This window comes from Bradyrhizobium sp. SZCCT0231, from assembly GCF_018130245.1.
GTDB classification, from domain to species: Bacteria; Pseudomonadota; Alphaproteobacteria; order Rhizobiales; family Xanthobacteraceae; genus Bradyrhizobium; species Bradyrhizobium japonicum_F.
In genome coordinates this window covers 104697-125856 of sequence record NZ_JAFCKP010000006.1, presented here as the reverse complement: position 1 = coordinate 125856, position 21160 = coordinate 104697, and the positions used below count along the sequence as shown (strand labels likewise).

At 66.2% G+C, this 21160-nt stretch carries 17 protein-coding genes; 9 read left to right on the top strand and 8 right to left on the bottom strand.

Translation table 11 applies throughout. The features are described 5' to 3' along the window. Positions 1 to 9 precede the first annotated feature (9 nt). Both JQ566_RS17245 and JQ566_RS17240 read right to left on the bottom strand, forming a co-directional pair. Positions 10 to 1938, bottom strand: coding sequence for a hypothetical protein (locus JQ566_RS17245; RefSeq protein ID WP_212373747.1), 1929 nt, complete (start codon positions 1936 to 1938; stop codon positions 10 to 12). Between the two features lie 133 nt (positions 1939 to 2071). Beyond that, positions 2072 to 4489, bottom strand: coding sequence for a phosphoketolase family protein (locus tag JQ566_RS17240; RefSeq protein ID WP_212373745.1), 2418 nt, complete (start codon positions 4487 to 4489; stop codon positions 2072 to 2074). A gap of 209 nt (positions 4490 to 4698) precedes the next feature. Here JQ566_RS17240 and JQ566_RS17235 point away from each other — a divergent pair, with 209 nt between their 5' ends. The 4 genes from JQ566_RS17235 to JQ566_RS17220 all read left to right on the top strand — a co-directional run bounded on the left by JQ566_RS17235 (position 4699) and on the right by JQ566_RS17220 (position 8951). Further along, on the top strand, positions 4699 to 5862 hold the full coding sequence (locus JQ566_RS17235; protein ID WP_212373743.1) for a PA0069 family radical SAM protein: 1164 nt from the start codon (positions 4699 to 4701) through the stop codon (positions 5860 to 5862). A gap of 23 nt (positions 5863 to 5885) precedes the next feature. Next, positions 5886 to 6341, top strand: coding sequence for a VOC family protein (locus tag JQ566_RS17230; RefSeq protein ID WP_212373741.1), 456 nt, complete (start codon positions 5886 to 5888; stop codon positions 6339 to 6341). 78 nt (positions 6342 to 6419) lie between these two features. After that, the gene (locus JQ566_RS17225; RefSeq protein ID WP_212373739.1) at positions 6420 to 7304 is read left to right on the top strand and encodes a ribonuclease HII; all 885 of its coding nucleotides are present in this window, start codon (positions 6420 to 6422) and stop codon (positions 7302 to 7304) included. Between the two features lie 138 nt (positions 7305 to 7442). Continuing rightward, complete coding sequence (locus tag JQ566_RS17220) at positions 7443 to 8951, top strand: glycosyltransferase family 39 protein (RefSeq protein ID WP_212373738.1); 1509 nt, start codon at positions 7443 to 7445, stop codon at positions 8949 to 8951. A gap of 130 nt (positions 8952 to 9081) precedes the next feature. On the opposite strand, the gene JQ566_RS17215 is transcribed toward JQ566_RS17220, so the two are convergent. Beyond that, a complete protein-coding gene (locus JQ566_RS17215) occupies positions 9082 to 9894 on the bottom strand; it encodes a uracil-DNA glycosylase (RefSeq protein WP_212373736.1) in 813 nt (270 codons plus the stop codon). A gap of 237 nt (positions 9895 to 10131) precedes the next feature. On the opposite strand from JQ566_RS17215, the gene JQ566_RS17210 reads away from it, so the two are divergent. The 3 genes from JQ566_RS17210 to JQ566_RS17200 all read left to right on the top strand — a co-directional run bounded on the left by JQ566_RS17210 (position 10132) and on the right by JQ566_RS17200 (position 14806). Next, positions 10132 to 11793, top strand: coding sequence for an electron transfer flavoprotein-ubiquinone oxidoreductase (locus JQ566_RS17210; RefSeq protein ID WP_212373734.1), 1662 nt, complete (start codon positions 10132 to 10134; stop codon positions 11791 to 11793). 306 nt (positions 11794 to 12099) lie between these two features. Further along, positions 12100 to 13896 carry a tetratricopeptide repeat protein gene (locus tag JQ566_RS17205; protein ID WP_212373732.1) on the top strand — a complete coding sequence of 599 codons (1797 nt, stop codon included), beginning with the start codon at positions 12100 to 12102 and terminating at the stop codon, positions 13894 to 13896. Between the two features lie 25 nt (positions 13897 to 13921). After that, positions 13922 to 14806, top strand: coding sequence for a 4-(cytidine 5'-diphospho)-2-C-methyl-D-erythritol kinase (locus JQ566_RS17200; RefSeq protein WP_212373730.1), 885 nt, complete (start codon positions 13922 to 13924; stop codon positions 14804 to 14806). A gap of 114 nt (positions 14807 to 14920) precedes the next feature. Here the strand turns inward: JQ566_RS17200 and JQ566_RS17195 are convergent, their stop codons facing one another. The 5 genes from JQ566_RS17195 to JQ566_RS17175 form a co-directional block, all read right to left on the bottom strand. Continuing rightward, on the bottom strand, positions 14921 to 15799 hold the full coding sequence (locus JQ566_RS17195) for an alpha/beta fold hydrolase (RefSeq protein ID WP_212373728.1): 879 nt from the start codon (positions 15797 to 15799) through the stop codon (positions 14921 to 14923). After that, on the bottom strand, positions 15792 to 16424 hold the full coding sequence (locus JQ566_RS17190; protein WP_212373726.1) for a LysE family translocator: 633 nt from the start codon (positions 16422 to 16424) through the stop codon (positions 15792 to 15794). Before JQ566_RS17190 ends, JQ566_RS17195 begins: the two co-directional genes overlap by 8 nt. A 44-nt stretch (positions 16425 to 16468) precedes the next feature. After that, on the bottom strand, positions 16469 to 17731 hold the full coding sequence (gene fabF, locus JQ566_RS17185) for a beta-ketoacyl-ACP synthase II (RefSeq protein WP_212373725.1): 1263 nt from the start codon (positions 17729 to 17731) through the stop codon (positions 16469 to 16471). 1 nt (position 17732) lies between these two features. Then, a complete protein-coding gene (locus JQ566_RS17180; protein ID WP_212373723.1) occupies positions 17733 to 18248 on the bottom strand; it encodes a winged helix-turn-helix transcriptional regulator in 516 nt (171 codons plus the stop codon). 658 nt (positions 18249 to 18906) lie between these two features. Next, positions 18907 to 19914, bottom strand: coding sequence for a polyprenyl synthetase family protein (locus tag JQ566_RS17175; protein WP_212373721.1), 1008 nt, complete (start codon positions 19912 to 19914; stop codon positions 18907 to 18909). Between the two features lie 133 nt (positions 19915 to 20047). On the opposite strand from JQ566_RS17175, the gene JQ566_RS17170 reads away from it, so the two are divergent. Beyond that, entirely contained in the window at positions 20048 to 20275 is a 228-nt protein-coding gene (locus tag JQ566_RS17170; protein WP_212373719.1) for a putative signal transducing protein, read from the top strand. Next, positions 20268 to 21032: a tRNA1(Val) (adenine(37)-N6)-methyltransferase gene (locus tag JQ566_RS17165; protein WP_212373717.1), complete on the top strand. Its 765-nt coding sequence runs from the start codon at positions 20268 to 20270 to the stop codon at positions 21030 to 21032. Before JQ566_RS17170 ends, JQ566_RS17165 begins: the two co-directional genes overlap by 8 nt. The last annotated feature ends 128 nt before the right edge of the window (positions 21033 to 21160 follow it).

The window sequence follows — 21160 nt, the reverse complement described above, 5'->3', positions numbered from 1 at the left end:
GTGACTTCCTCAAGCTGCGAGATCGATCATGATGTGGCGGCGGAGCAGATGTCCGAACGCGGCGAAGCGGTCGGTGGCGCGCTCGACGGCGCGTGCGAGCTCGATCACCGACAGCGAGGTCGCGACGTCGAAGCCGCCGCAGAAGACCAGTGCGGTCGTCGCGCGTTCGCGGCTGTCGGCGGCGTGTTCGGCGTCGATCAGGCGGGTCACCGCGGAAAGCGCGTCCTCTGAATCGGCACGCCGTCCTTCCGGCACGTCGATCGCTGCGGCGACACCGCTCGCAGCCACTTCGGTCGCGGTCTCTGCCACTGCGCAAAGCTCGACCAGCGATGCCAGCAGGGATGGATCGGTCCTTTCCGGCATCAGCGATGCGATGAATGCGGCCTGCTCCAGCTCGTCGACCGCTTCCTCGGCGCGATCGATCAACTGGCCGATCAGCGGGCGGGCATTGAGGCGGTCGACCTCGTTGCGGCTCACGAGCGCGATGCGGTCGGCCTTCTGCTCGATCACGCCGCAGCGTTGGGTCAGCAGCTTGCTGTCGGCGGGCTGACCCGCCTGCAACGCCGCGATATGGCGCGAGATGGCCGCGACGAGATCGTGGGCGAGGCCGATCTGACGCAGCACGGCTGCCAGCAGAGCGCCGTCGACGCGGTCCAGGTGCCGCATCAGATCGGCTTCGATCTGGTCGCGCACCGTCCTGACCGAGCGGCCCGCAAGCAGTGCCTCGGTGGCGGCGCGCAGAGACGCCTTCAGAAAATCGATTGCGGCGTTGCGGCCGAGCGCCTGGTCGAGCCGCTCGCCGAAGCCGATCCGTGTGGGGGCGGCGTTCCGGACGGCCGAGCCCAGCAGATCGTTGCCGCCGAGCTCGAGGAAGCCGCGATGGCCGATCCGTTGACGCGCCGCCCATTCCAGGATGCGTGCCGCGTCCTCCTTGGCTACCCAGGTCCTGAGCAGCTTGCGCGCCTTGTTCCAGTCGATCAGAAAAACCAGTGCGGCCCCGAGCGCCGCGAGGAACTCGTTGCGATCGGCGGCGTGGTCGACCTGATACTGCCCGGTGACGAGATAGAAGGAATTGCCCTCGCCGAGGCCTGCTGCGGTGTGACGATCAAGCCCGCTCCAGGTCGCCTCGAACCCGTCGAACAGCGAGATGAAGAACTTCGCCCGGGCCAGATGCACATCGGTGTAGGTGACGGTGACCGCGTTCTTCTTCACCGCGATCACCACGACATGGGCGTCCGTGGTGCCGATATCGTTCTGGATCAGCAGCCGGCCGCCGGCGCGTGTGGCCATGGTGTCGAGGCCCGGATGATTGAACTTGAGACCCCGCGTCGCGTTCAGGCCCTTCATGAAGGCCGCGACGGCCGGCCGGTCCTCGCTGTGCAGGCCGAAGACATGGGCGCCGTCGAGCGCCTCTTCCGAGCAGCTCGCCACAAGCCTGTTGAGCTGCTTGTGCAGATCCATGACGAGGCGATGCAGGCTGTCGCCGCCTGCGTCGGCAACGCCGGTCAGGCGCGCGATGCGGGAGAGCTCGATCTCGCCGGCGGCATCGAGCAGGCCGGCTGCGCGGATCGCGTCGAGCCGCGCCTGCGCCCTCTCGCCTTCGCTCGCCGCACCGGCGCCGACGGCTCGCACCATGGTCGCTGCATCGTCCGCAATCTCCTCAATCAGCTTCGCAAGATCGGGGGCCGCGAGCCGGCCCTGTCCGATCAGATGCGCGCCGCCGATCAGCGCCGCGATCCCGGCGGGAGCGATGCCTGCAGTCTGGCTTTCGACGCCAAGGTCGTTCGCGGGCCGGCTGGGCTCCTGCGCATGCTGGGCCGCCGCCTGCAATGCGCTCATCCGCACCTTGATGCGGTCGTTGGCGGCGAGCCCTTCCGCCACCAGCGCAGGCAACAGGATGCTGCCTTGTCCGAGCTCTTCGATGATCTGGGTTTTCATGATCTGTCCGCAACCGGGATTGATGCCGTCTGTATGCCGCGAAGACGCGGCGGCAGCATTGCGGCAGATCATTCATAAAAACGTCACGTGACCTGACGTTCGCGGATCAGCGCCGCGCAAGGGCGCGCGATCGTCATCTCTTCGTCGGTTGGGCGAGCGTGTTGCCGCCGGCGCTGTTCGGCCAGACCCAGTCGCGGATCTCGGGCATGTCCTCGCCATGCTCGCGGACATAGCGGGCGTGCTCGATCAGTCTGTCGCGGAATTGCTGCTTCACCTGCGCGGCCCTGGTCGCGAGCCCAGGCACGCGCTCGATCGCCTCGATCGCGAGGTGGTAGCGGTCGAGCTCGTTGAGCACGACCATGTCGAAGGGCGTCGTCGTGGTGCCTTCCTCGGCAAAGCCCCGCACATGCATGCCGGCATGGTTGGTACGGTTATAGGTCAGCCGGTGGATCAGATAGGGATAGCCGTGATAGGCGAAGATCACAGGCTTGTCGCGCGTGAACAAGCTGTCGAAGTCGCGGCCGGAGAGGCCATGCGGATGCTGGTCCTTAGGCTGCAGCGTCATGAGGTCGACGACGTTGACGACGCGGATCTTCAAGTCCGGCAGCGCCTTGCGCAAGAGGTCGACGGCGGCGAGCGTCTCCAATGTCGGAACGTCGCCGGCGCAGGCCATGACCACGTCGGGCTCGCCCTTTCCATCCTCCGTTCCGGCCCAGGTCCAGATGCCGATGCCGGCATCGCAATGCGTCGCCGCATCCTGCATCGACAGCCATTGCGGCGCCGGCTGCTTGCCGGCGACGATCACGTTGATGCGGTTGTAGGTGCGCAGGCAATGGTCGGCGATCCACAGCAGCGTGTTGGCATCCGGCGGGAAATAGATGCGGACGACGTCGGCCTTCTTGTTGGCGACGAGATCGACGAAACCGGGGTCCTGATGGCTGAAGCCGTTATGGTCCTGACGCCAGACATGCGAGGTCAGGAGATAATTGAGCGAGGCGATCGGGCGCCGCCACGGCAGGTCGCGCGTCACCTTCAGCCATTTGGCATGCTGGTTGAACATGGAATCCACGATGTGGATGAAGGCTTCGTAGCAGGAAAAGAAGCCGTGTCGTCCCGTGAGCAGATAGCCCTCGAGCCAGCCCTGGCAGAGATGCTCGCTCAAGACTTCCATCACGCGGCCATCCTGCGCGAGATGCACGTCGTAAGGCTCGATCGGCTCCATCCAGACGCGTTCGGTGGCGTCGAACACGGCGTCTAACCGGTTCGACGCCGTCTCGTCCGGGCCCATGATGCGGAAATTGCGCTGTTGCGCGTTGAGGCGAATGACGTCGCGCAGGAATTGGCCGAGCTCGCGTGTCGCTTCGGCTACGGTGCCGCCGGGCTGCGGCACCTCGATTGCGAAGCTGCGATAGTCGGGCAGCTTCAGCTCTTTCTTCAGGAGGCCGCCATTGGCATGTGGATTGGCGCCCATGCGCCTGACACCTTCGGGCGCGAGCGCCTGAAGCTCGGGAATGAGCGCGCCGTTCGCGTCGAACAGCTTTTCGGGCTGGTAGCCGCGCATCCAGTCTTCGAGCACCTTGAGGTGCGCCGGGTTCTCGCGGCAGCTCGCAACGGGCACCTGATGCGCGCGCCAAAAACCCTCGACCTTCTTGCCGTCGACTTCCTTCGGGCCGGTCCAGCCCTTCGGGCTGCGCAGCACGATCATCGGCCAGCGCGACCGCTCGACGCTTGTGCGCCCATCGCGGGCATGCTGCTGAATCGAGCGGATGCTGGCGAGTGCGACATCGAGCGCATCCGCCATGGCGTGGTGCATCAATTTGGGATCGTCTCCCGCGACGAACAGCGGCTCGTGGCCGAACCCGCGGAAGAGGTCGCGGATCTCCGCATCTTCCATCCGTCCGAGCACGGTGGGATTTGCGATCTTGTAGCCGTTGAGATGCAGGATCGGCAGCACCGCGCCGTCATGGGCCGGGTTCAGGAACTTGTTGGAGTGCCAGGACGCAGCTAACGGGCCGGTCTCGGCCTCGCCGTCGCCAACCACGCAGGCGACGATCAAATCAGGATTGTCGAATGCCGCGCCATAGGCGTGCACCAGCGCATAGCCGAGCTCACCGCCTTCGTGGATCGAGCCCGGCGTCTCCGGCGCCGCATGGCTCGGGATGCCGCCGGGGAAGGAGAACTGCCTGAACAGCTTGCGCAATCCGTCCGTATCGCGCGTGATGTCGGGATAGATCTCGCTGTAGCTGCCTTCGAGATAGGTGTTGGCGACCATACCCGGTCCGCCATGGCCGGGCCCGCAGACATAGATGACGTTGAGGTCCAGCGCTCGGATGACGCGGTTGAGATGGACGTAGATGAAGTTCAGGCCTGGCGTCGTGCCCCAATGGCCGAGCAAACGCGGCTTGATGTGCTCGGGCCGTAACGGCTCGCGCAGCAGCGGATTGTCGAGCAGGTAGATTTGCCCGACGGAGAGGTAGTTGGCGGCGCGCCAATAGCGATCGAGCAGATCGAGGTCGCCGGTCGCGGCGGCCGTTTTTTGTTGAATTGTCATGGTCCTGTCGGCTTTCACCCAGCGATCGTCACCAACTTTGTTCCGGCGCGATCGATCCTGTGCGGGATCAAACGAAATCGTCGTGACCGGCGTGTTGCGTGAGGTCAAAGGCGCGCGCCCGAAATTTGGGCGGCTACTTTGCATGGGGTTGTTTTCACGTTTTTTGTTTGTGTTCTTGATTTGTTCCGTATGCGTGCTATCTTGGTTTCATGAGTCCAGCATCTTCTTCTGCTCTCAAGCACCCGCCGGTCACGGCGCCCTCCGAGCCGGCGGGTGCGGACTCTGATTTTCCCGAGCTTGCGGTCGCCATCGACCGTCAGCGCAGGCGAGGCCGGGGTGCGCAGTCCAACGCCAGCGGCCGCTACGAGGCCGAGGCGCGCGTCGCCTTCGACGACGGCTGGCAGAGCCTTGAGGATTTGCCGCCGTTCAAGACGACGATAGCAGTCGACACCTCGCGCAAGGTGATCACCCGCAACGACTCCCCCGATATCGGTTTCGACCGGTCGATCAATCCGTATCGCGGCTGCGAGCATGGCTGTGTCTATTGCTTCGCGCGGCCGACCCACGCCTATCTCGGCCTGTCGCCGGGGCTCGACTTCGAGTCAAAGCTGTTCGTGAAGCCCGAGGCGCCTTCGCTGCTGGAGAAGGAGCTCGCCGCACCCGGCTACGAGCCGCGGATGATCGCGATCGGCACCAACACCGATCCCTATCAGCCGATCGAGCGCGAGCGCAAAATCATGCGCGGCATCCTCGAGGTGCTGGAGCACGCCGGGCATCCGGTCGGCATCGTCACCAAATCGGCGCTGGTGGTGCGCGACATCGACATTCTCCAGCGGATGGCCAAGCGCAACCTCGCCAAGGTCGCGATCTCGGTCACCTCGCTCGATCCAAAGCTGGCGCGCACCATGGAGCCGCGGGCCTCGACGCCGCCAAAGCGGCTGGAGGCGCTGAAGCAGCTCTCTGAGGCCGGCATTCCGACCACGGTGATGGTCGCGCCCGTGATCCCTGCGCTGAACGATTCCGAGATCGAGCGCATCCTCGATGCCGCCGCCCATGCCGGCGTCAAGGAAGCCTCCTATGTCCTGCTGCGGTTGCCGCTGGAGGTGCGCGATCTCTTCCGCGAATGGCTGATGGCAAACTATCCGGACCGCTATCGCCACGTCTTCACCCTGATCCGCGACATGCGCGGCGGGCGGGACTACGACGCCAAATGGGGCGAGCGGATGAAGGGCACCGGTCCGATGGCCTGGACCATCGGCCGCCGCTTCGAGATCGCCTGCGACAGGCTCGGCCTCAACAAGCGGCGCTCGAAGCTGACGACGGACCACTTTGCGCGGCCGAAGCGGAACGGCGATCAGCTCAGCCTGTTCTAACCGGGAAGGTGGAGAGACATAGCATGGTTAAGGAACTCGCCGTGCTGGTGCCGCGACTGTCCGTCATCACGTTAGGTGTGAGCGACATCCGCGCCAGCATCGCCTTTTACGACGCACTCGGCTTCTCGCGCCGGCTGAAGGCAACCGGCGAGGCGGTCGCCTTCTACGACACCGGCGGTCCGGTGCTCGCCTTGTATCCGTGGGATCAGCTCGCGGCAGACGCGACCCTGCCGGACGCGCCGAGGCCATCGACCTTTCGCGGCACCACGCTCGCCTGGAACTGCCGGACGCGCGAGGAGGTCGATGCGGTGCTGGCCTTCGCCGTCGGGAAGGGGGCTAGCTTGCTGAAGGCGGCGCACGCGACCGATTACGGCGGCTATTCCGGCTACTTCACCGACCCCGACGGCCATCCTTGGGAGGTCGTGGTCGCGCCCGGTATCGAGGTGGGCGAGGACCGGCGGGTGCATCTGGCGGAGTAGGGGCGGCCGGCCTGAATAACGGGAATTATCCTGGGTTCCCGGTTGCGCTGGCGAAGCCCCTTGCGCACGATCCCAGCCATGATTCGGGACAAGTCCGCCAAGAACCCAGCCAAGAACCCAGCCAAGGACGCGCCAAAAAAGCAGGCTGCGAAGAAGGCTGCGCCTGCCAAGGCGGCTGAGACGCCTGCGGCCAAAACGTCTGCGGTCCCGGCTCCGAAGGTTGCTGCCGGCAAGAAGGGTATCATTGCCATTGCCCCCCCCAGCTTCCGCCGCGAGCGCGCGCTGATCAAGCGCGGCGTCTGGCCGGTCGCCGGCTGTGACGAGGCCGGTCGTGGCCCGCTCGCCGGCCCCGTGGTGGCGGCGGCGGTGATTCTCGATCCCGACCGCATTCCGCGCGGCATCGACGATTCCAAGCGCCTGACCGCCGAGGAGCGCGAGAAGCTGTTCGACAAGATCTGCGCCACCGCGCAGGTCTCGGTCGCCGTGGCCTCGCCCGCGCGGATCGACCGTGACAACATCCTGCGCGCCTCGCTGTGGGCGCTGAAGCGCGCCGTGGTGGCACTGCCCGAGGCGCCCAGGCACGTCTTCGTCGACGGCCGCGACCGGCTCGACACCGAATGCGATTGCGAGGCGGTAATCGGCGGCGACGGCATCGTGCTGTCGATCGCCGCGGCATCCATCGTCGCCAAGGTCACCCGCGACCGGCTGATGTGCGCGCTGGCGCAAGACTGCCCCGGCTACGGCTTCGAGCAGCACAAGGGCTACGCTGTCCCCGAGCATCTCGACGCCCTCGACCGCCTCGGCCCGTCCATCCACCACCGCAGCTTCTTCGCCCCCGTCGCCGCCGCCCGCGCCAAGCACATGCCCTGGACCGTCGAGCCAGGGCGGGACTTGTTCTCAGTCACCGAGGTCGAGGTGCAGGTGGACGCGGCCGTCGAGATCGATGCCTCAGCGAATCTCTAGCTGATCCTTCCACAGCATCCATCCGTCATGGCCGGGGCTTGACGATCTGCGGCGGTTGCCACAACCCGTGACGCCCTTTATCAAAATAGATGTGAGCGAATAGGGCCGGCTGGACTGGCTGCATCATTCGGACGTTGCATGCGGTTTACCTCCCTGGTCATCGAGCTCATTCGCGCCCGGCCGCGGCTGATCGTCTGGATCGCCGTGCTGCTGCAGGCCGCGATGTGGCTGTTCGTGGCGCTGGTGTTCTACCGTAGCCCGCCCGGCACCCTCGCGACGCTCCTGGCCTTCGGCAGGGAATACCGGGTCGGCACCGATCTCGGCCCGCCGCTGCCGGTCTGGCTCGCCGACATCGCCTATCGCGCCGCCGGCGGCCACATGCTCGGCGTCTATCTGCTCGCCCAGCTCTGCGAGATCGCGACCTTCATCGCACTCTATCATCTCTCCCGTGCCGTGATCGGCTCGCAGCAGGCAGTGCTCGCCGTGCTCTTGACCATGACGGTGCTGGCCTTCTCCTCGTCCGCGCTCGACTTCGGCCCGTTGGTGCTGGCGCGGCCGCTCTGGGCGCTCTTGCTGCTGCACTCCTGGCAAATCATCGGCCAGCGCCGCGGCAATGCCTGGTTCGCCTGGTCGATCGAAGCAGGCCTCTTGCTGCTGACGACGCCCGCCGCGATCTTTCTGCTCCTGCTGATCGTCGTCTTCGCGATCTCGACCGCCGCCGGCCGCCGGACGCTGCGCGGGCTCGATCCGCTGTTTGCGCTGATCGTCGTTGCCGTGCTGGCGCTGCCCTATGCGGTCTGGCTGATGCGTGCCGAGACGTTGACGCTGCCGGCCTTGCCGCAAGTCGCCGAGCTCAACGCCCGCGCGCTGCATGCGGCCTGGCTGCTCGGAGGGTTGGTGCTCGGGGCTGCTGCGATTCCGGCGCTGACCTTCCTCAACACCGGTCTGTTCGCCGGCAAGGGGGAGGAGCCGCCGATCATCTACCGCCCGCCGGTCGAGCCGCTCGCACGCAACTTCGTCTATTTCTTCGCGCTGGCTCTGCCGCTCGGCGCGGTGCTGATCTCCGGTTTGCTCGGCCTCGACTCCGTCGTCGGCGGCGCCGGTGTCGTGCTGGTCATGTCGGGGCTTGCCGTGGTCGTCGCGGCCGGCGATCTCATCGCGATGCGCCGCGCGCGGATGCTGCGCATGGTCTGGGCTGCCGCCGTCGTCGCGCCCGCCGTCGGCGTGGTGCTCGCCATCCTGTTCCTGCCCTGGACCGGCGCCAACGAGATTGCGACCTCGATGCCGGCGCGCGCGATCTCGGGCTTCTTCGACGAGAGCTTCGCCCGACGCACCAACCATCGCCTGCGTGCCGTCGCCGGCGAGACCCAGCTCGCCAGCCTGATCGCGCTGCATTCCGGCCGGCCGCATCTCTTCATCGACGCCGATCCGGCGCGTACGCCGTGGATGAATCAGGCCAAGTTCAGCGAGACCGGCGGCGTCGTGGTCTGGCGCGCCTCCGACACCGCCGGCACCCCGCCGCCCGAGATTCTCAAGCGCTTCCCCGGGATCGTGCCGGAAGTGCCGCGCGCCTTCGAATGGCTGGTGACCGGCCGCCAGCAGCTCTTGCGCATCGGCTGGGCCATCGTTCGGCCGAAGGGGACGTAGCGACAAACGCGGCCGTCATTCCGGGGCGCGGCGAAGCCGCGAGCCCGGAATCCATTCATCCACCAACTCTGCCGCTCGATGGATTCCGGGCTCTCGCTTCGCGAGCCCCGGAATGACGGCGTGGGTGTCGTTACACGGCACCCTGCGCCAGCACCTTCGCGATCGCCCGCAGATCCTGCCAGGCCAGCCGCTTGTACGACGGCGAGCGTAACAGATAGGCCGGATGGAACGTCGGCAGCGCGCGGATGATGCGCTGGCCGGTGTCGTAGTCGAACCAGCGCCCGCGCGTGCGCATGATGCCCTCGCGCGTCGACAGCAGAGTCTGCGTCGAAGGATTGCCGAGCGTCACCAGCACGTCCGGGTTCACCAGCTCGATCTGGCGCTGGATGAAGGGCAGGCAGATTTGCGTCTCTTGCGGCGTCGGCGTGCGGTTGCCGGGCGGCCGCCAGGGAATGACGTTGGCGATATAGGCGGTGGTGCGGTTGAGGCCTATGGCTCCTATCATCAGATCGAGCAGCTTGCCGCTGCGGCCGACGAAGGGCAGTCCCTCGATGTCCTCGTCGCGGCCCGGGGCTTCGCCGACGAACATGATGCGCGCCTGCGGATTGCCGTCGGCGAACACCAGCCGCGTCGCCGTATGCTTCAACGCGCAGCCCTCGAAGTTCTGCATCAGCTCGCGCAGCGCCTCCAGGGTCGGCGCGGTGCGCGCGGCCTCGCGCGCCGAGGCGATGGCGACGTCCGGTGCAGGCGCGGCTTCGCCACGCATGACGGCGGGCGCGGCGACCGGCCGCGGCGCCTCGACCGGCGCCGTGCGCGGGCTGGGTGGCGGCGCATCGATTTCCGCCAGGCGGTCTATCGGTTCCTCCGCCAGCGCGCAGTCGACACCGGCCTCCAGATAGAAGGCGAGCAGCTCTCGGACGGTGGGTGCGGGTTCGGAGATCATGGGAAAGTCTGACTTTTATAGCATAGCGTTTTCAAGCGAAGTGGACACCGGTTCGCGTGAAGAAAACGCGTCAAAAAATGCTCGGGACCTCCCCGGTTCTGGCGTACCAGAACCGGGGTGGTCCCGCTTGGACGGCCTTGCATCCCGGCGGAACGCGATTCCGAGGTTGTCCTACCCGGAAAAATCGGAAACAAGAGGGCGCAAACGACCAAGGACCGTCTCAAGGGCTGAGATCAGATGAGCACCGAAGAACTTCCCCCGCGCGAATCCATGGAATTCGACGTCGTCATCGTCGGCGCCGGCCCTTCGGGCCTGTCGGCCGCGATCCGGCTGAAGCAGCTCAACGCCGATCTCAACGTGGTCGTGGTGGAGAAGGGCTCCGAGGTTGGTGCGCACATTCTTTCGGGCGCGGTGATCGACCCGGCCGGCCTCGACAAGCTGATCCCGGACTGGCGCGAGGATGCCGACTGCCCGCTGAAGACGCAGGTCAAGGACGACCGCTTCTACTGGATGACCGGCGGCGGTGCGATCAAGCTGCCGAACTTCATGATGCCGCCGCTGATGGACAACCATCACTGCTACATCGGCTCGCTCGGCAATGTCTGCCGCTGGCTGGCGCGCAAGGCCGAGGCGCTCGGCGTCGAGATCTATCCGGGCTTTGCGGCGGCCGAAGTGCTTTATGACGAGGACGGCAAGGTCAAGGGTATCGCCACCGGCGACATGGGCATCGGCCGCGACGGCAAGCCGAAGGATTCCTTCACCCGCGGCATGGAATTGCTCGGCAAGTACACGCTGTTCGCCGAAGGCGCCCGCGGCAGCCTGACCAAGCAGCTCATCAACAAATTCGCCCTGGACGCCAAGAGCGAGCCGCCGAAGTTCGGCATCGGCCTCAAGGAGGTCTGGCAGATCGATCCCGCCAAGCACCAGAAGGGTGTGATCCAGCATTCGTTCGGCTGGCCGCTTGACCTCAAGACCGGTGGCGGCTCGTTCCTTTATCACTACGACGACAATCTCGTTGCCGTCGGCTTCGTCGTGCATCTGAATTACGACGATCCCTATCTATCCCCGTTCGACGAATTCCAGCGCTTCAAGACCCATCCCTCGATCCGCGGCACCTTCGAAGGTGCCAAGCGGCTCGCTTACGGCGCGCGTGCGATCACCGAGGGCGGCTATCAGTCGGTGCCGAAGCTGAGCTTCCCCGGCGGCGCGCTGATCGGCTGCGCGGCCGGCTTCGTCAACGTGCCGCGCATCAAGGGCGTGCACAATGCGATGGGTACCGGCATGCTCGCCGCAGAGCATGTGGCAGCCGCACTCGCGGCGGATCGCGCCAATGACGAACTCGTCGAATACGAGAACGCCTGGCGCTCCTCGTCGGTCGGCAAAGATCTGTTCCTGGTTCGCAACGTCAAGCCGCTGTGGTCGAAATTCGGCACCGTGCTCGGCGTCGCGCTGGGCGGCTTCGACATGTGGTGCAACACGCTGTTCGGCGCCTCGCTGTTCGGCACCCAGTCGCACGTCAAGCCCGACCGCGCCACGCTCGATCCGGCCAAGAGCCACGCGCCCAGGAATTATCCGAAGCCCGACGGCAAGCTCACGTTCGACAAGCTGTCCTCGGTGTTCTTGTCCAACACCAATCACGAGGAGGACCAGCCGATCCATCTGAAGGTTACTGACATGAACCTCCAGAAGACCTCCGAGCATGACGTTTTCGCCGGTCCCTCGAATCGCTACTGCCCGGCCGGCGTCTATGAATGGATAGAGGAGGGCTCCGGCCCGCGCTTCCAGATCAACGCCCAGAACTGCGTCCACTGCAAGACCTGCGACGTGAAGGATCCCAACGGCAACATCACCTGGGTTCCCCCGGAGGGTGGCGGCGGCCCGAACTACGAGGCGATGTAAGGGCGGCCGAACAAGCGGACCTGGTCACGAAGGTGATCCAGCGCACGTTCGCGTGAGGATGAGGCCGCGGCTACCGGTCGCGGCCACGATAAGGCCATAGTAGCGGCGTCTTGGGGCTGCTTCTGACCAGTGACTGACCGATTTGGGGCGTGCGGAGGGGGCCGTCCGGTCCGAATCCTTGCGGCGAAGCGCCAAAAGCGGCATTGTCGGCCTGACGGTTCCGGGTCGCGATGCCACCGGCCGCGTTCGCATGCGATACGGCCTCCTGCTGCAAACCCAGGCACTACCAACTCAAGGCGAGCCCTGATGTTTTCAAATCGTTTCAACTGCTGGACTGCTGCCGCCATCGTCCTCATGGGCACCGCGATCGTGGCGGTCCCCGGCGCGGTCCTGGCGCAGACGCCGGATCACCCGGAGAACACGGCGGCGCAGTTTCCGACCCGAAACGATCTGAAGTCGCTGACCGGTGCCGGCAGCTATCTCGCCGCCCGCCACGCCAGCGTCGAGCGCGACGCGGCGTCCGCCGCCGCATTCTACCGTTCGGCGCTCCGCACCGATCCGAAGAACAACGAGCTGCTCGACCGTGCCTTCATCTCGTCGGTCGCCGACGGCGACATCGACGAGGCGGTCAAGCTCGCCGAGCGCATCCTCACCATCGACAAGACCAACCGTGTCGCGCGTCTCGTCGTCGGCGTGCATGATCTCAAGCTGAAGAAGTACGCTGCCGCGCAGACCAACATCAACCAGTCGATCCGCGGCCCGATCACCGATCTCGTCGCCACGCTGCTGTCGGGCTGGGCCGCCTATGGTGCCGGCGATGCCAAGGGCGGTGTCGCCACCATCGACAAGCTGGCCGGTCCGGAATGGTATCCGCTGTTCAAGGACCTCCATACCGGCATGATCCTCGAGCTCTCCGGCAAGGAGAAGGACGCCGGCACCCGCTTCGAGCGCGCCTACAAGCTCGACGATTCCATGCTGCGCGTGACCGAGGCCTATGCGCGCTGGCTCTCCCGTAACAAGGATTCAGCCGCCGCGACCACCATCTACCAAGCCTTCGACAAGAAGCTCGCGCGCCATCCGCTGATCCAGGACGGCCTGCGCGAGACCAAGGCCGGCAAGAAGATGCCGCCGCTGGTCGATTCCGCTCAGGCCGGCGCCGCCGAGGCGCTCTACGGCATCGGCGCCACGCTGACCCGCCGCGGCGGCGAGGATCTGGCGCTGGTCTATCTCCAGCTCTCGCTCTACCTCCAGCCGACCCATCCGCTGGCGCTGCTCTCGCTCGCCGATCTCTATGAATCGGTGAAGCGGCCGCAGATGGCGATCAAGGTCTACGAGCGCGTGCCCGCGACCTCGCCGCTGAAGCGCAATGCGCAGATTCAGCTCGCCATCGATCTCGACTCCGCCGACCGCACCGACGAGGCGATCAAGATCCTCAAGGGCGTCACGACGGAGGATGCCAAGGACCTCGAAGCCATCATGGCGCTCGGCAACATCGAGCGCGGCCGCAAGCGGTTCGGCGACTGCGGCGCGACCTATTCGCGAGGAATCGACGTGCTGCCGGCCGGCAGCGACAAGGCCAACAGCGTCTGGTACTACTATCGCGGCATCTGCGAGGAGCGCTCCAAGCAGTGGGCCAAGGCCGAGGCCGACATGAAGAAGGCGCTCGAGCTGCAGCCCGATCAGCCGCACGTCCTCAACTATCTCGGTTATTCCTGGATCGACCAGGGCGTGAATCTCGACGAAGGCATGAAGATGATCAAGCGGGCGGTCGAGCAGCGTCCCGACGACGGCTACATCGTCGATTCCCTCGGCTGGGCCTATTACCGCATCGGCAATTACGAGGAGGCGGTGAAGAACCTCGAGCGCGCGATCGATCTCAAGCCCGAGGATCCCACCATCAACGACCACCTTGGCGATGCCTATTGGCGCGTCGGCCGCACGCTGGAGGCAAAATTCCAGTGGTCGCATGCGCGCGATCTCAAGCCCGAGCCGGAAGAACTGCCGAAGATCGAGGCCAAGATCGCCAATGGTCTCGCCGACGACAACTCGAACTCTTCGGCCGCGCAGGCGGAGAAGAAGAAGGACGACGGCAAGGGCGGCTAAGAGAGCGTTTGGGGGCTGATCGCCAATGTCGGCGTTGATTGAAGAAGGGCGGGCGAAGGTCAATTTGAGCCTTCGCGTCGTCGGCCGTCGTGCCGACGGCTATCATGATCTCGAGAGCGTGGTCGCGTTTGCCGATTGCGCCGACCGGCTCACCTTGGAGCCGGGCGGCGAGCTGAAGCTCACCACCACCGGGCCGCTGGCTGCAGCCTGTGGCGAGACCTCCGACAATCTCGTGTTCAAGGCGGCCAAGCTTCTGGCCGAAGCCGTGCCGGGCCTGAAGCTCGGCGCCTTCGCGCTCGACAAGGTGCTCCCCGTGGCCGCCGGCATCGGCGGCGGCTCGGCCGATGCCGCGGCGGCGCTGCGGCTGCTCGCCCGTCTCAACAATCTCTCGCTCGACGATTCCCGTTTGCAGCAGGTCGCGCTTGCGACCGGCGCCGACGTGCCGGTGTGCCTGTTCTCGCGCGCCTGCGACATGACCGGCGTCGGCGAGCAGCTGCTGCCGCTCGCGCTGCCGAGCATGCCTTGCGTCATGGTCAATCCGCGCGTGCCTGTTGCCACCAAGGATGTGTTCCAGGCGCTGGGCCTGCGCAACGGCGAGCTTCTGGTTGGCGTCACCGACGTCATCCGGGCTCCGGCCTGGCCGGAGGAGGGCGCCTCGATTTCCGATTGGATCGAGGTTCTCGACACCGTCGCCAACGACCTCGAGGCGCCTGCGCTGCGGATCGAGCCCGTGATCGGCGAGGTGCTGGACGCCTTGCGCGATTCCGCCGGCGCCAAGCTCGCCCGCATGTCCGGCTCGGGCGCGACGTGCTTTGCGATCTATGGCGCGCCTGCGGAGGCGCATGCCGCCGCCGAAAAGATCCGGCGCGATCACCCCGGCTGGTGGGTGCATGCGGGGACGTTGAGCTAGGGTACCGCTGCCGTAGGGTGGGCAAAGGCGCGATAGCGCCGTGCCCACCGTTCACTCCCGTTGCGCGATGAAAGCGGTGGGCATGCTTCGCTTTGCCCACCCTACGACGGTCAGCTAGTCGCCGCTTTCCTCGGTCAATCCCAGAAACTGCCGGATCGCACCCAATACCTCCTGCGGCTTGTCGTGCTGCAGCCAGTGTCCCGCCCCGGCGATGGTCTCGATGCGCGCGTTCTGGAAATACCGCTCCAGGCCTGCGGCCTTTGCGCCCACCAGAAAACTTTCGCCGGCATTGAGCAGCAGCGTTGGGCAGGCGATGCGTGACCACAGCGTGATGTGGTCGTCCGGCCAGAGCCGGTGCGGCGCAGAGGCGCGCTGATAGGGATCGAACTTCCAGCTAAAAGTGCCGTCCTCGTTCTGCCGTGCGCCATGCGTGGCCAGATGCAGCGCGAGGTCGCGGGACAACCGCTTGTTGTGAAGCACCATCTGCGCCGCGGCGTGCTCGAGCGTCGCATATCGGCGTGGCGTGCGGTCGTGCAGCTTGTCGAGCTGGCCGACCCATTTGCCGATGCGCTCGTGCACCGGCGGCTTTGGTGTATCCGGCAACATGGTCACGCCGTCGAGGACGACGAGCTTGGTGACCTGCTCGGGGAACGAGCCCGAATAGATCAGGCTCACCATGCCGCCCATCGAATGGCCGATGAGAGTGACCCGAGGCGCTGCGATGCTGCGGACGAGTTGTGCGAGATCGTAGACATATTCGGTGAGCGCGTAGCTGCCGCCTTTCGTCCAGTCGGAATCGCCGTGGCCGCGCAGGTCGGGCGTGAGCACGTGAAAATGCGGCTGCAACGATCGGGCGATGTGATCCCAGCTGCGGCAATGATCGCGGCCGCCATGGACCAGGATCAGAGGTGGCGCGCCTTCGTTGCCCCAGTCGGCGTAGTGCAGCCGCAGGCCGTGCGATTCATAGAAGCGGTCTTGCGGGGAGCTATCCATTTGCCGGCCGCCGCGCCAGCGCGAGCGAGAGGCCGAGGCCTGCGATGAAGACGCCGGAGCCCTGCGTGAGGCGCCGCATCAGATGCGGACGTCCGATCAGCTGCGCGCGCGTCGCCGAGGCCATCAGCACCACCACGACGTCGGCGAGCGTGTTCAGCGCCACCGAGATCGCGCCAAGCGCGATGAATTGCAGCGTCGGGTTTGATCCCGCAGGATCGAGGAATTGCGGAATGAAGGCGAGGAAGAACGCCGCCGTCTTCGGGTTCAACGCCTCGACCAGCACGCCGTCGCGGAAGGCGCGCTTGTCGCCGACGGGCTCGCTCTCGAGCGATAGTGCGCGGCCGGCGCTGCGAAACGTCTTGATGCCGAGCCAGACCAGATAGAGCGCGCCGACGAATTTCACGGCGGCAAACAGCTCTGCGCTGGCCAGAATGACGGCCGAGATGCCGAGGCTGCCCGCGACCACATGAACCAGTCCGCCCAGCGCCGTGCCCGCGGTCGATGCAAAACCGCTGACGCGCCCCTCCGACAAGGTCCGCGCCGCGACGTAGAAGATGCCGGGGCCGGGAATTGCCGCTATGAGGAATGCTGCGGCCAGGAACAGCCAGAAACTGGTTTCGGTCATCCTGTTTTCGTAGCCGAGCGAGCGGCGATTGCAAGGCCTCTCGTTCAGCCCATCCGGCGGAAGATCACGCTGGCATTCACCCCGCCGAAGCCGAATCCGTTGGAGATGGCATGCTGCATCGGCATCGGCCGCGCTGCATCGGCGACGATGTCGATGCCGTCTGCGCCGGAATCCGGATTTTCGAGATTGAGCGTCGGCGGCGCGATCTGGTCGCGCAGAGCGAGCACGGTGAAGATCGCTTCCAGCCCGCCGGCGGCGCCGAGCAGGTGGCCGGTAGCCGATTTGGTCGCGCTCACGGCAATGCCGCGGTTGCGGCCGAACAACGCCGCGATTGCGCCGAGTTCGCTCTCGTCGCCAGCCGGTGTCGAGGTCGCATGCGCGTTCAGGTGCTGCAAATCCGCGGGCGCAAGGTTGGCTTGCCTGAGCGCGATCTCCATGGCGCGGCGGGCACCATCGCCATCCGGTGGACCCGATGTCATGTGATAGGCGTCCGCGGTCGTGCCGTAGCCGACGATCTCCGCGATCGGCGTCGCACCGCGCGCCAGTGCATGCTCCAGCGCCTCGATCACCAGGATGCCGGCACCTTCGCCCATGACAAAGCCGTCGCGGTCGCGATCGAACGGACGCGAGGCGCGTGCGGGCTCGTCGTTGAAGCCGCTCGACAGCGCGCGCGCCGCGGCAAAGCCACCGAGGCTGACGATATCGATGCAGGCTTCCGCGCCGCCGCAGATCGCGACATCGGCTTCGCCGGCGCGGATCATGCGCGCGGCATCGCCGATCGCCTGCACGCCGGCCGCGCAGGCCGTGACGGGCGTGCCCAGCGCTCCCTTGTAGCCGTATTTGATCGAGACGTGGCCGGCGGCGAGATTGGCGAGGAACGAGGGGATCGTGAACGGCGACAGCCGGCGCGCGCCGCGCTGCTCGGTGATGCGCACGGCTTCCGCCATTGCAGGAAAGCCGCCGACGCCGGAGGCGATGATCGTCGCTGTACGTTCCAGCGCGGCTGCATCCTGCGGCGTCCATTTGGCCTGCGCGACGGCTTCTGCGGTGGCGAGCAGCGCGAACAGGATGAAGCGGTCCATCTTGCGCTGGTCCTTTGGCGCCACGGCCTGCGCCGGGTCGAAGCCGCCCTCGGCATCATCGGCCTTGTCGGGCACGAGACCGGCGATGCGTGCGGGAAGCGCCTGCGCCCATTCCGGCAGAGGCCGCAGCCCGCTTTGGCCGGCGAGCAGCCGCCGCCAGGATAGCTCGACACCACAGGCCAGCGGCGACACCGCGCCCATTCCCGTCACGACGATACGACGCATGTCAATCTCCAGCCGGCGCGACGGCCGGGTTCATGGCCCTGAGCGAGGCAAGCCGCGCGCGCATGCCGCGGCTGGCGCGGGGACCGGGAATGGCGACCGTGTTGGCGAGCGTGATCGGGCGCATGTCGGCGGTGTCGACCACGACCGGATTGAGCGGGCGAGCGTCGCTCCGGTTCGCCAGCAGGATGGATTCACCTTTGGGTGCGAGATGCTTGTTGCCCCAGGCGAGCAGCGCGACGATGACCGGGAAGAAGTCCCGTGCCTTGTCCGTCAGCACATATTCGTAGCGCGGTGGCCGCTCCTGATAGCGGCGGCGGACGAACATGCCGCTCTCGACGAGATGCGCAAGCCGCCGCGACAGGATGTTCGGCGCGATCCCGAGGCTTTGAGAAAACTCGTCGAACTTCGTCGCCCCCTGGAAGGCATCCCGCAGGATCAAGATGCTCCACCATTCGCCGACCGTCTCCACGGCGCGGCCAACGGGGCATTCCAGGATGGAGGGGGATTTGGGCTGCATGGGAGGGAAGGCTAGGTCAGTTACTTGCAAAATGCAAGTTACTGGATAGGCCGGGTGCGGGTGGCGTGGGCGGTGGGAATGCGAAGGCCGGGTCGGCGGAGAAAAGGAGCTTTGGCGAGTGAGAATGCAGTGTATTTGCCGAACCGCTCTCGCGTGCCCCGGACGCAGCGCAGCGCCTCTTGGCGGTGCGCTGCAGAGCCGGGGCCCATGTCGCCGGTCGTCAGGTGCCACATGGGTCCCGGCTCAGCGCAGCAGCGTTTCACGCTGCAGCGCGTCCGGGACACGAGACGGAGTACGCCGCCGCGTCCCCAAACTCCGTCACTGCGAGCGCAGCGAAGCAATCAAGACTGTCTCCGCGGAGGGATTCTGGATTGCTTCGCGGAGCCTGTCATCGGGCCGCGCTACGCGCGGACCCGTTGGCTCGCAAAGACGGTGTTGATGCAGCGCGCACCTATCTATCGCCGTCACCCTGAGGTGCTCGTCTTTTCGACGAGCCTCGAAGGGCGACGGCCCGGCTGCATCCCGGCCGTACATCCTTCGAGGCTCGCGGCGCGATGCTTGGCATCGCGCCACTCACGCCTCCAGCGACAACGGCTTCGCCGTTGCGCGGGGATGACGGGGCCGGCAGTAGTGCGGAATCGGAGAGAGTCAGCCGCGCCTAGTGCGACCGCGCCAGGCAGAACGCCACGACCTGTTCCAGCGCGCTCTTCATCGGCGAGGGCGGGAACAGCGCGAGTGCGTCGACGGCCATGTCGCCGTAGTGCTGGGCGCGGCTCAGCGTATCCTCGAGCGCGCGATGCTTGTTCATCAACCCGATGGCGTGATCGAGGTCGCTGTCGCCGATCTCGCCGCGCTCCAGCGCCCGGATCCAGAACGCGCGCTCGGTGTCGTTGCCGCGGCGGAAGGCGAGCACGACCGGCAGGGTGATCTTGCCTTCGCGGAAATCGTCGCCGGTGTTCTTGCCGAGCTTGGCGCTCTTGCCGCCATAGTCGAGCACGTCGTCGACGAGCTGGAAGGCGATGCCGAGATTCATGCCGACCGAGCGGCAGGCGGTCTGCTCCGCCTTCGGGCGGTTGGCGATGACGGGGCCGACCTCGCAGGCGGCGGCAAACAGCTCGGCGGTCTTGCCGCGGATCACGGCGAGATATTCGTCCTCGGTGGTCGCGGTGTTCTTGGCTGCGGCGAGCTGCATCACCTCGCCCTCGGCGATGGTGGCGGCGGCCGCGGAGAGGATGTCGAGCGCGCGCAGCGAGCCGACCTCGACCATCATGCGGAAGGCCTGGCCGAGCAGGAAGTCACCGACCAAGACGCTCGCCTCGTTGCCCCAGAGCATGCGCGCCGAGAGCTTGCCGCGGCGCATCTCGCTCTCGTCGACGACGTCGTCGTGGAGCAGGGTGGCGGTATGCATGAACTCGACGCTGGCCGCGAGCTTGATATGGCCGTCGCCGGTATAGCCGGCGAGGTTGGCCATGGCGAGGGTCAGCATCGGGCGCAGGCGCTTGCCGCCGGAGGAGATCAGGTGGTTGGCCACTTCGGGGATCATGGTCACGTCCGAACCGGTCCGCGACAGGATCGTGGCGTTGACGCGCTCCATGTCAGGGGCGACAAGGGCAACCAGCTCTTCGATCGACGCGCCGGGAGTTTCGAAAGGTACGATGACGGCCACGCCGGTCTCCAATATTTGCCCCGGAAGGGCTATTCTGATGGAAATACAATAGAAACTGGCGGCGGATGCGGCAAGGCCCGCGGAACCATTGACATTTGCCGCTTTAGCCACCCTCAGGCAGGAGATCTGCGTTTTGCGTGAACTGGTTCGGACCAACGATATGGTGCTGGTGTCGGCGATCGGCGCGCTGCTCGACGGTGCCAACATCCATCATCTGGTGCTGGACCAGAACATGAGCATCATCGAGGGTTCGCTCGGCATATTGCCGCGGCGGATCCTGGTTCATGAGGACGACGCCCAGGAGGCTCGGGAGCTCCTCACCGCAGCCGGCCTCAGCCACGAACTGCGCGGCGATGATTGAGGCCGCAGATATTACCGAGGACGCCTTTCTCGGCGGGCAGTTGCGCTTGATGCAGAAGCGATCCGGCCATCGCGCCGGGCATGACGCCATCCTGCTTGCAGCGGCGACCGACGCCAAGACGGGGGACCGCGTGGTCGATTTCGGCGCCGGCGTCGGCACGGCCGGACTGGCGCTGGCCCGGCGCGTCGCCGGGATCAGGCTCAGCCTGGTCGAGATCGATCCGGAGCTGGCCGAGCTCGCGCGCGGCAACGCGGCGGCGAATGCGATTTCCGCCGAGACGATCGTGCTCGACGTCACGGCCGAGGCGCAGGCCTTTGCGTCAAACGGGCTGTCGCCCGACAGCTTCGACGTGGTCTTGATGAATCCGCCGTTCAACGATCCGGCCCGGCATCGCGGCTCGCCGGATCCGGCGCGTCACACCGCCCATGTGGCGACGGAGGAGACCCTGCATGCGTGGGTGCATGCAGCGCGGCGCATCCTCCGATCGAACGGCGTGCTGACTCTGATCTGGCGCGCGGACGGCCTAGCCGATGTCATGGCAGCGCTGTCACGCGGCTTCGGCAGTCTCGCGATCCTGCCGGTTCATGGCGAAGCGGGAAAGCCCGCGATCCGCGTGCTGGTGCGCGCAGTCAAAGGCGGCCGGGCTCCGACACGATTGCTGCCGGGCCTCATGCTTAGCGAAGAGTCAAACGTGCCAAAAAAAGAGGTGAGGGATATTCTGAAGGGGAGGGCGGCGTTGCCGCTGGCGGAGCCGTGACGGCTTACTGCGGAAGCGATTCCGTCTGCTGCTCTTGCGGGGACGTAAAGCGAATCGCCGTGAAAAGCGCACCGATCAGCAGCATCAGCAGATAGATCTTCATGGCGTTTCCTCCGCCGCCTATTGCA

Coding starts and splice junctions, on each gene's coding strand:
- JQ566_RS17245 (WP_212373747.1), bottom strand. CDS start 1,938: ATGAAAACCCAGATCATCGAAGAGCTCGGACAAGGCAGCATCCTGTTG.
- JQ566_RS17240 (WP_212373745.1), bottom strand. CDS start 4,489: ATGACAATTCAACAAAAAACGGCCGCCGCGACCGGCGACCTCGATCTG.
- JQ566_RS17235 (WP_212373743.1), top strand. CDS start 4,699: ATGAGTCCAGCATCTTCTTCTGCTCTCAAGCACCCGCCGGTCACGGCG.
- JQ566_RS17230 (WP_212373741.1), top strand. CDS start 5,886: ATGGTTAAGGAACTCGCCGTGCTGGTGCCGCGACTGTCCGTCATCACG.
- JQ566_RS17225 (WP_212373739.1), top strand. CDS start 6,420: ATGATTCGGGACAAGTCCGCCAAGAACCCAGCCAAGAACCCAGCCAAG.
- JQ566_RS17220 (WP_212373738.1), top strand. CDS start 7,443: ATGCGGTTTACCTCCCTGGTCATCGAGCTCATTCGCGCCCGGCCGCGG.
- JQ566_RS17215 (WP_212373736.1), bottom strand. CDS start 9,894: ATGATCTCCGAACCCGCACCCACCGTCCGAGAGCTGCTCGCCTTCTAT.
- JQ566_RS17210 (WP_212373734.1), top strand. CDS start 10,132: ATGAGCACCGAAGAACTTCCCCCGCGCGAATCCATGGAATTCGACGTC.
- JQ566_RS17205 (WP_212373732.1), top strand. CDS start 12,100: ATGTTTTCAAATCGTTTCAACTGCTGGACTGCTGCCGCCATCGTCCTC.
- JQ566_RS17200 (WP_212373730.1), top strand. CDS start 13,922: ATGTCGGCGTTGATTGAAGAAGGGCGGGCGAAGGTCAATTTGAGCCTT.
- JQ566_RS17195 (WP_212373728.1), bottom strand. CDS start 15,799: ATGGATAGCTCCCCGCAAGACCGCTTCTATGAATCGCACGGCCTGCGG.
- JQ566_RS17190 (WP_212373726.1), bottom strand. CDS start 16,424: ATGACCGAAACCAGTTTCTGGCTGTTCCTGGCCGCAGCATTCCTCATA.
- fabF (WP_212373725.1), bottom strand. CDS start 17,731: ATGCGTCGTATCGTCGTGACGGGAATGGGCGCGGTGTCGCCGCTGGCC.
- JQ566_RS17180 (WP_212373723.1), bottom strand. CDS start 18,248: ATGCAGCCCAAATCCCCCTCCATCCTGGAATGCCCCGTTGGCCGCGCC.
- JQ566_RS17165 (WP_212373717.1), top strand. CDS start 20,268: ATGATTGAGGCCGCAGATATTACCGAGGACGCCTTTCTCGGCGGGCAG.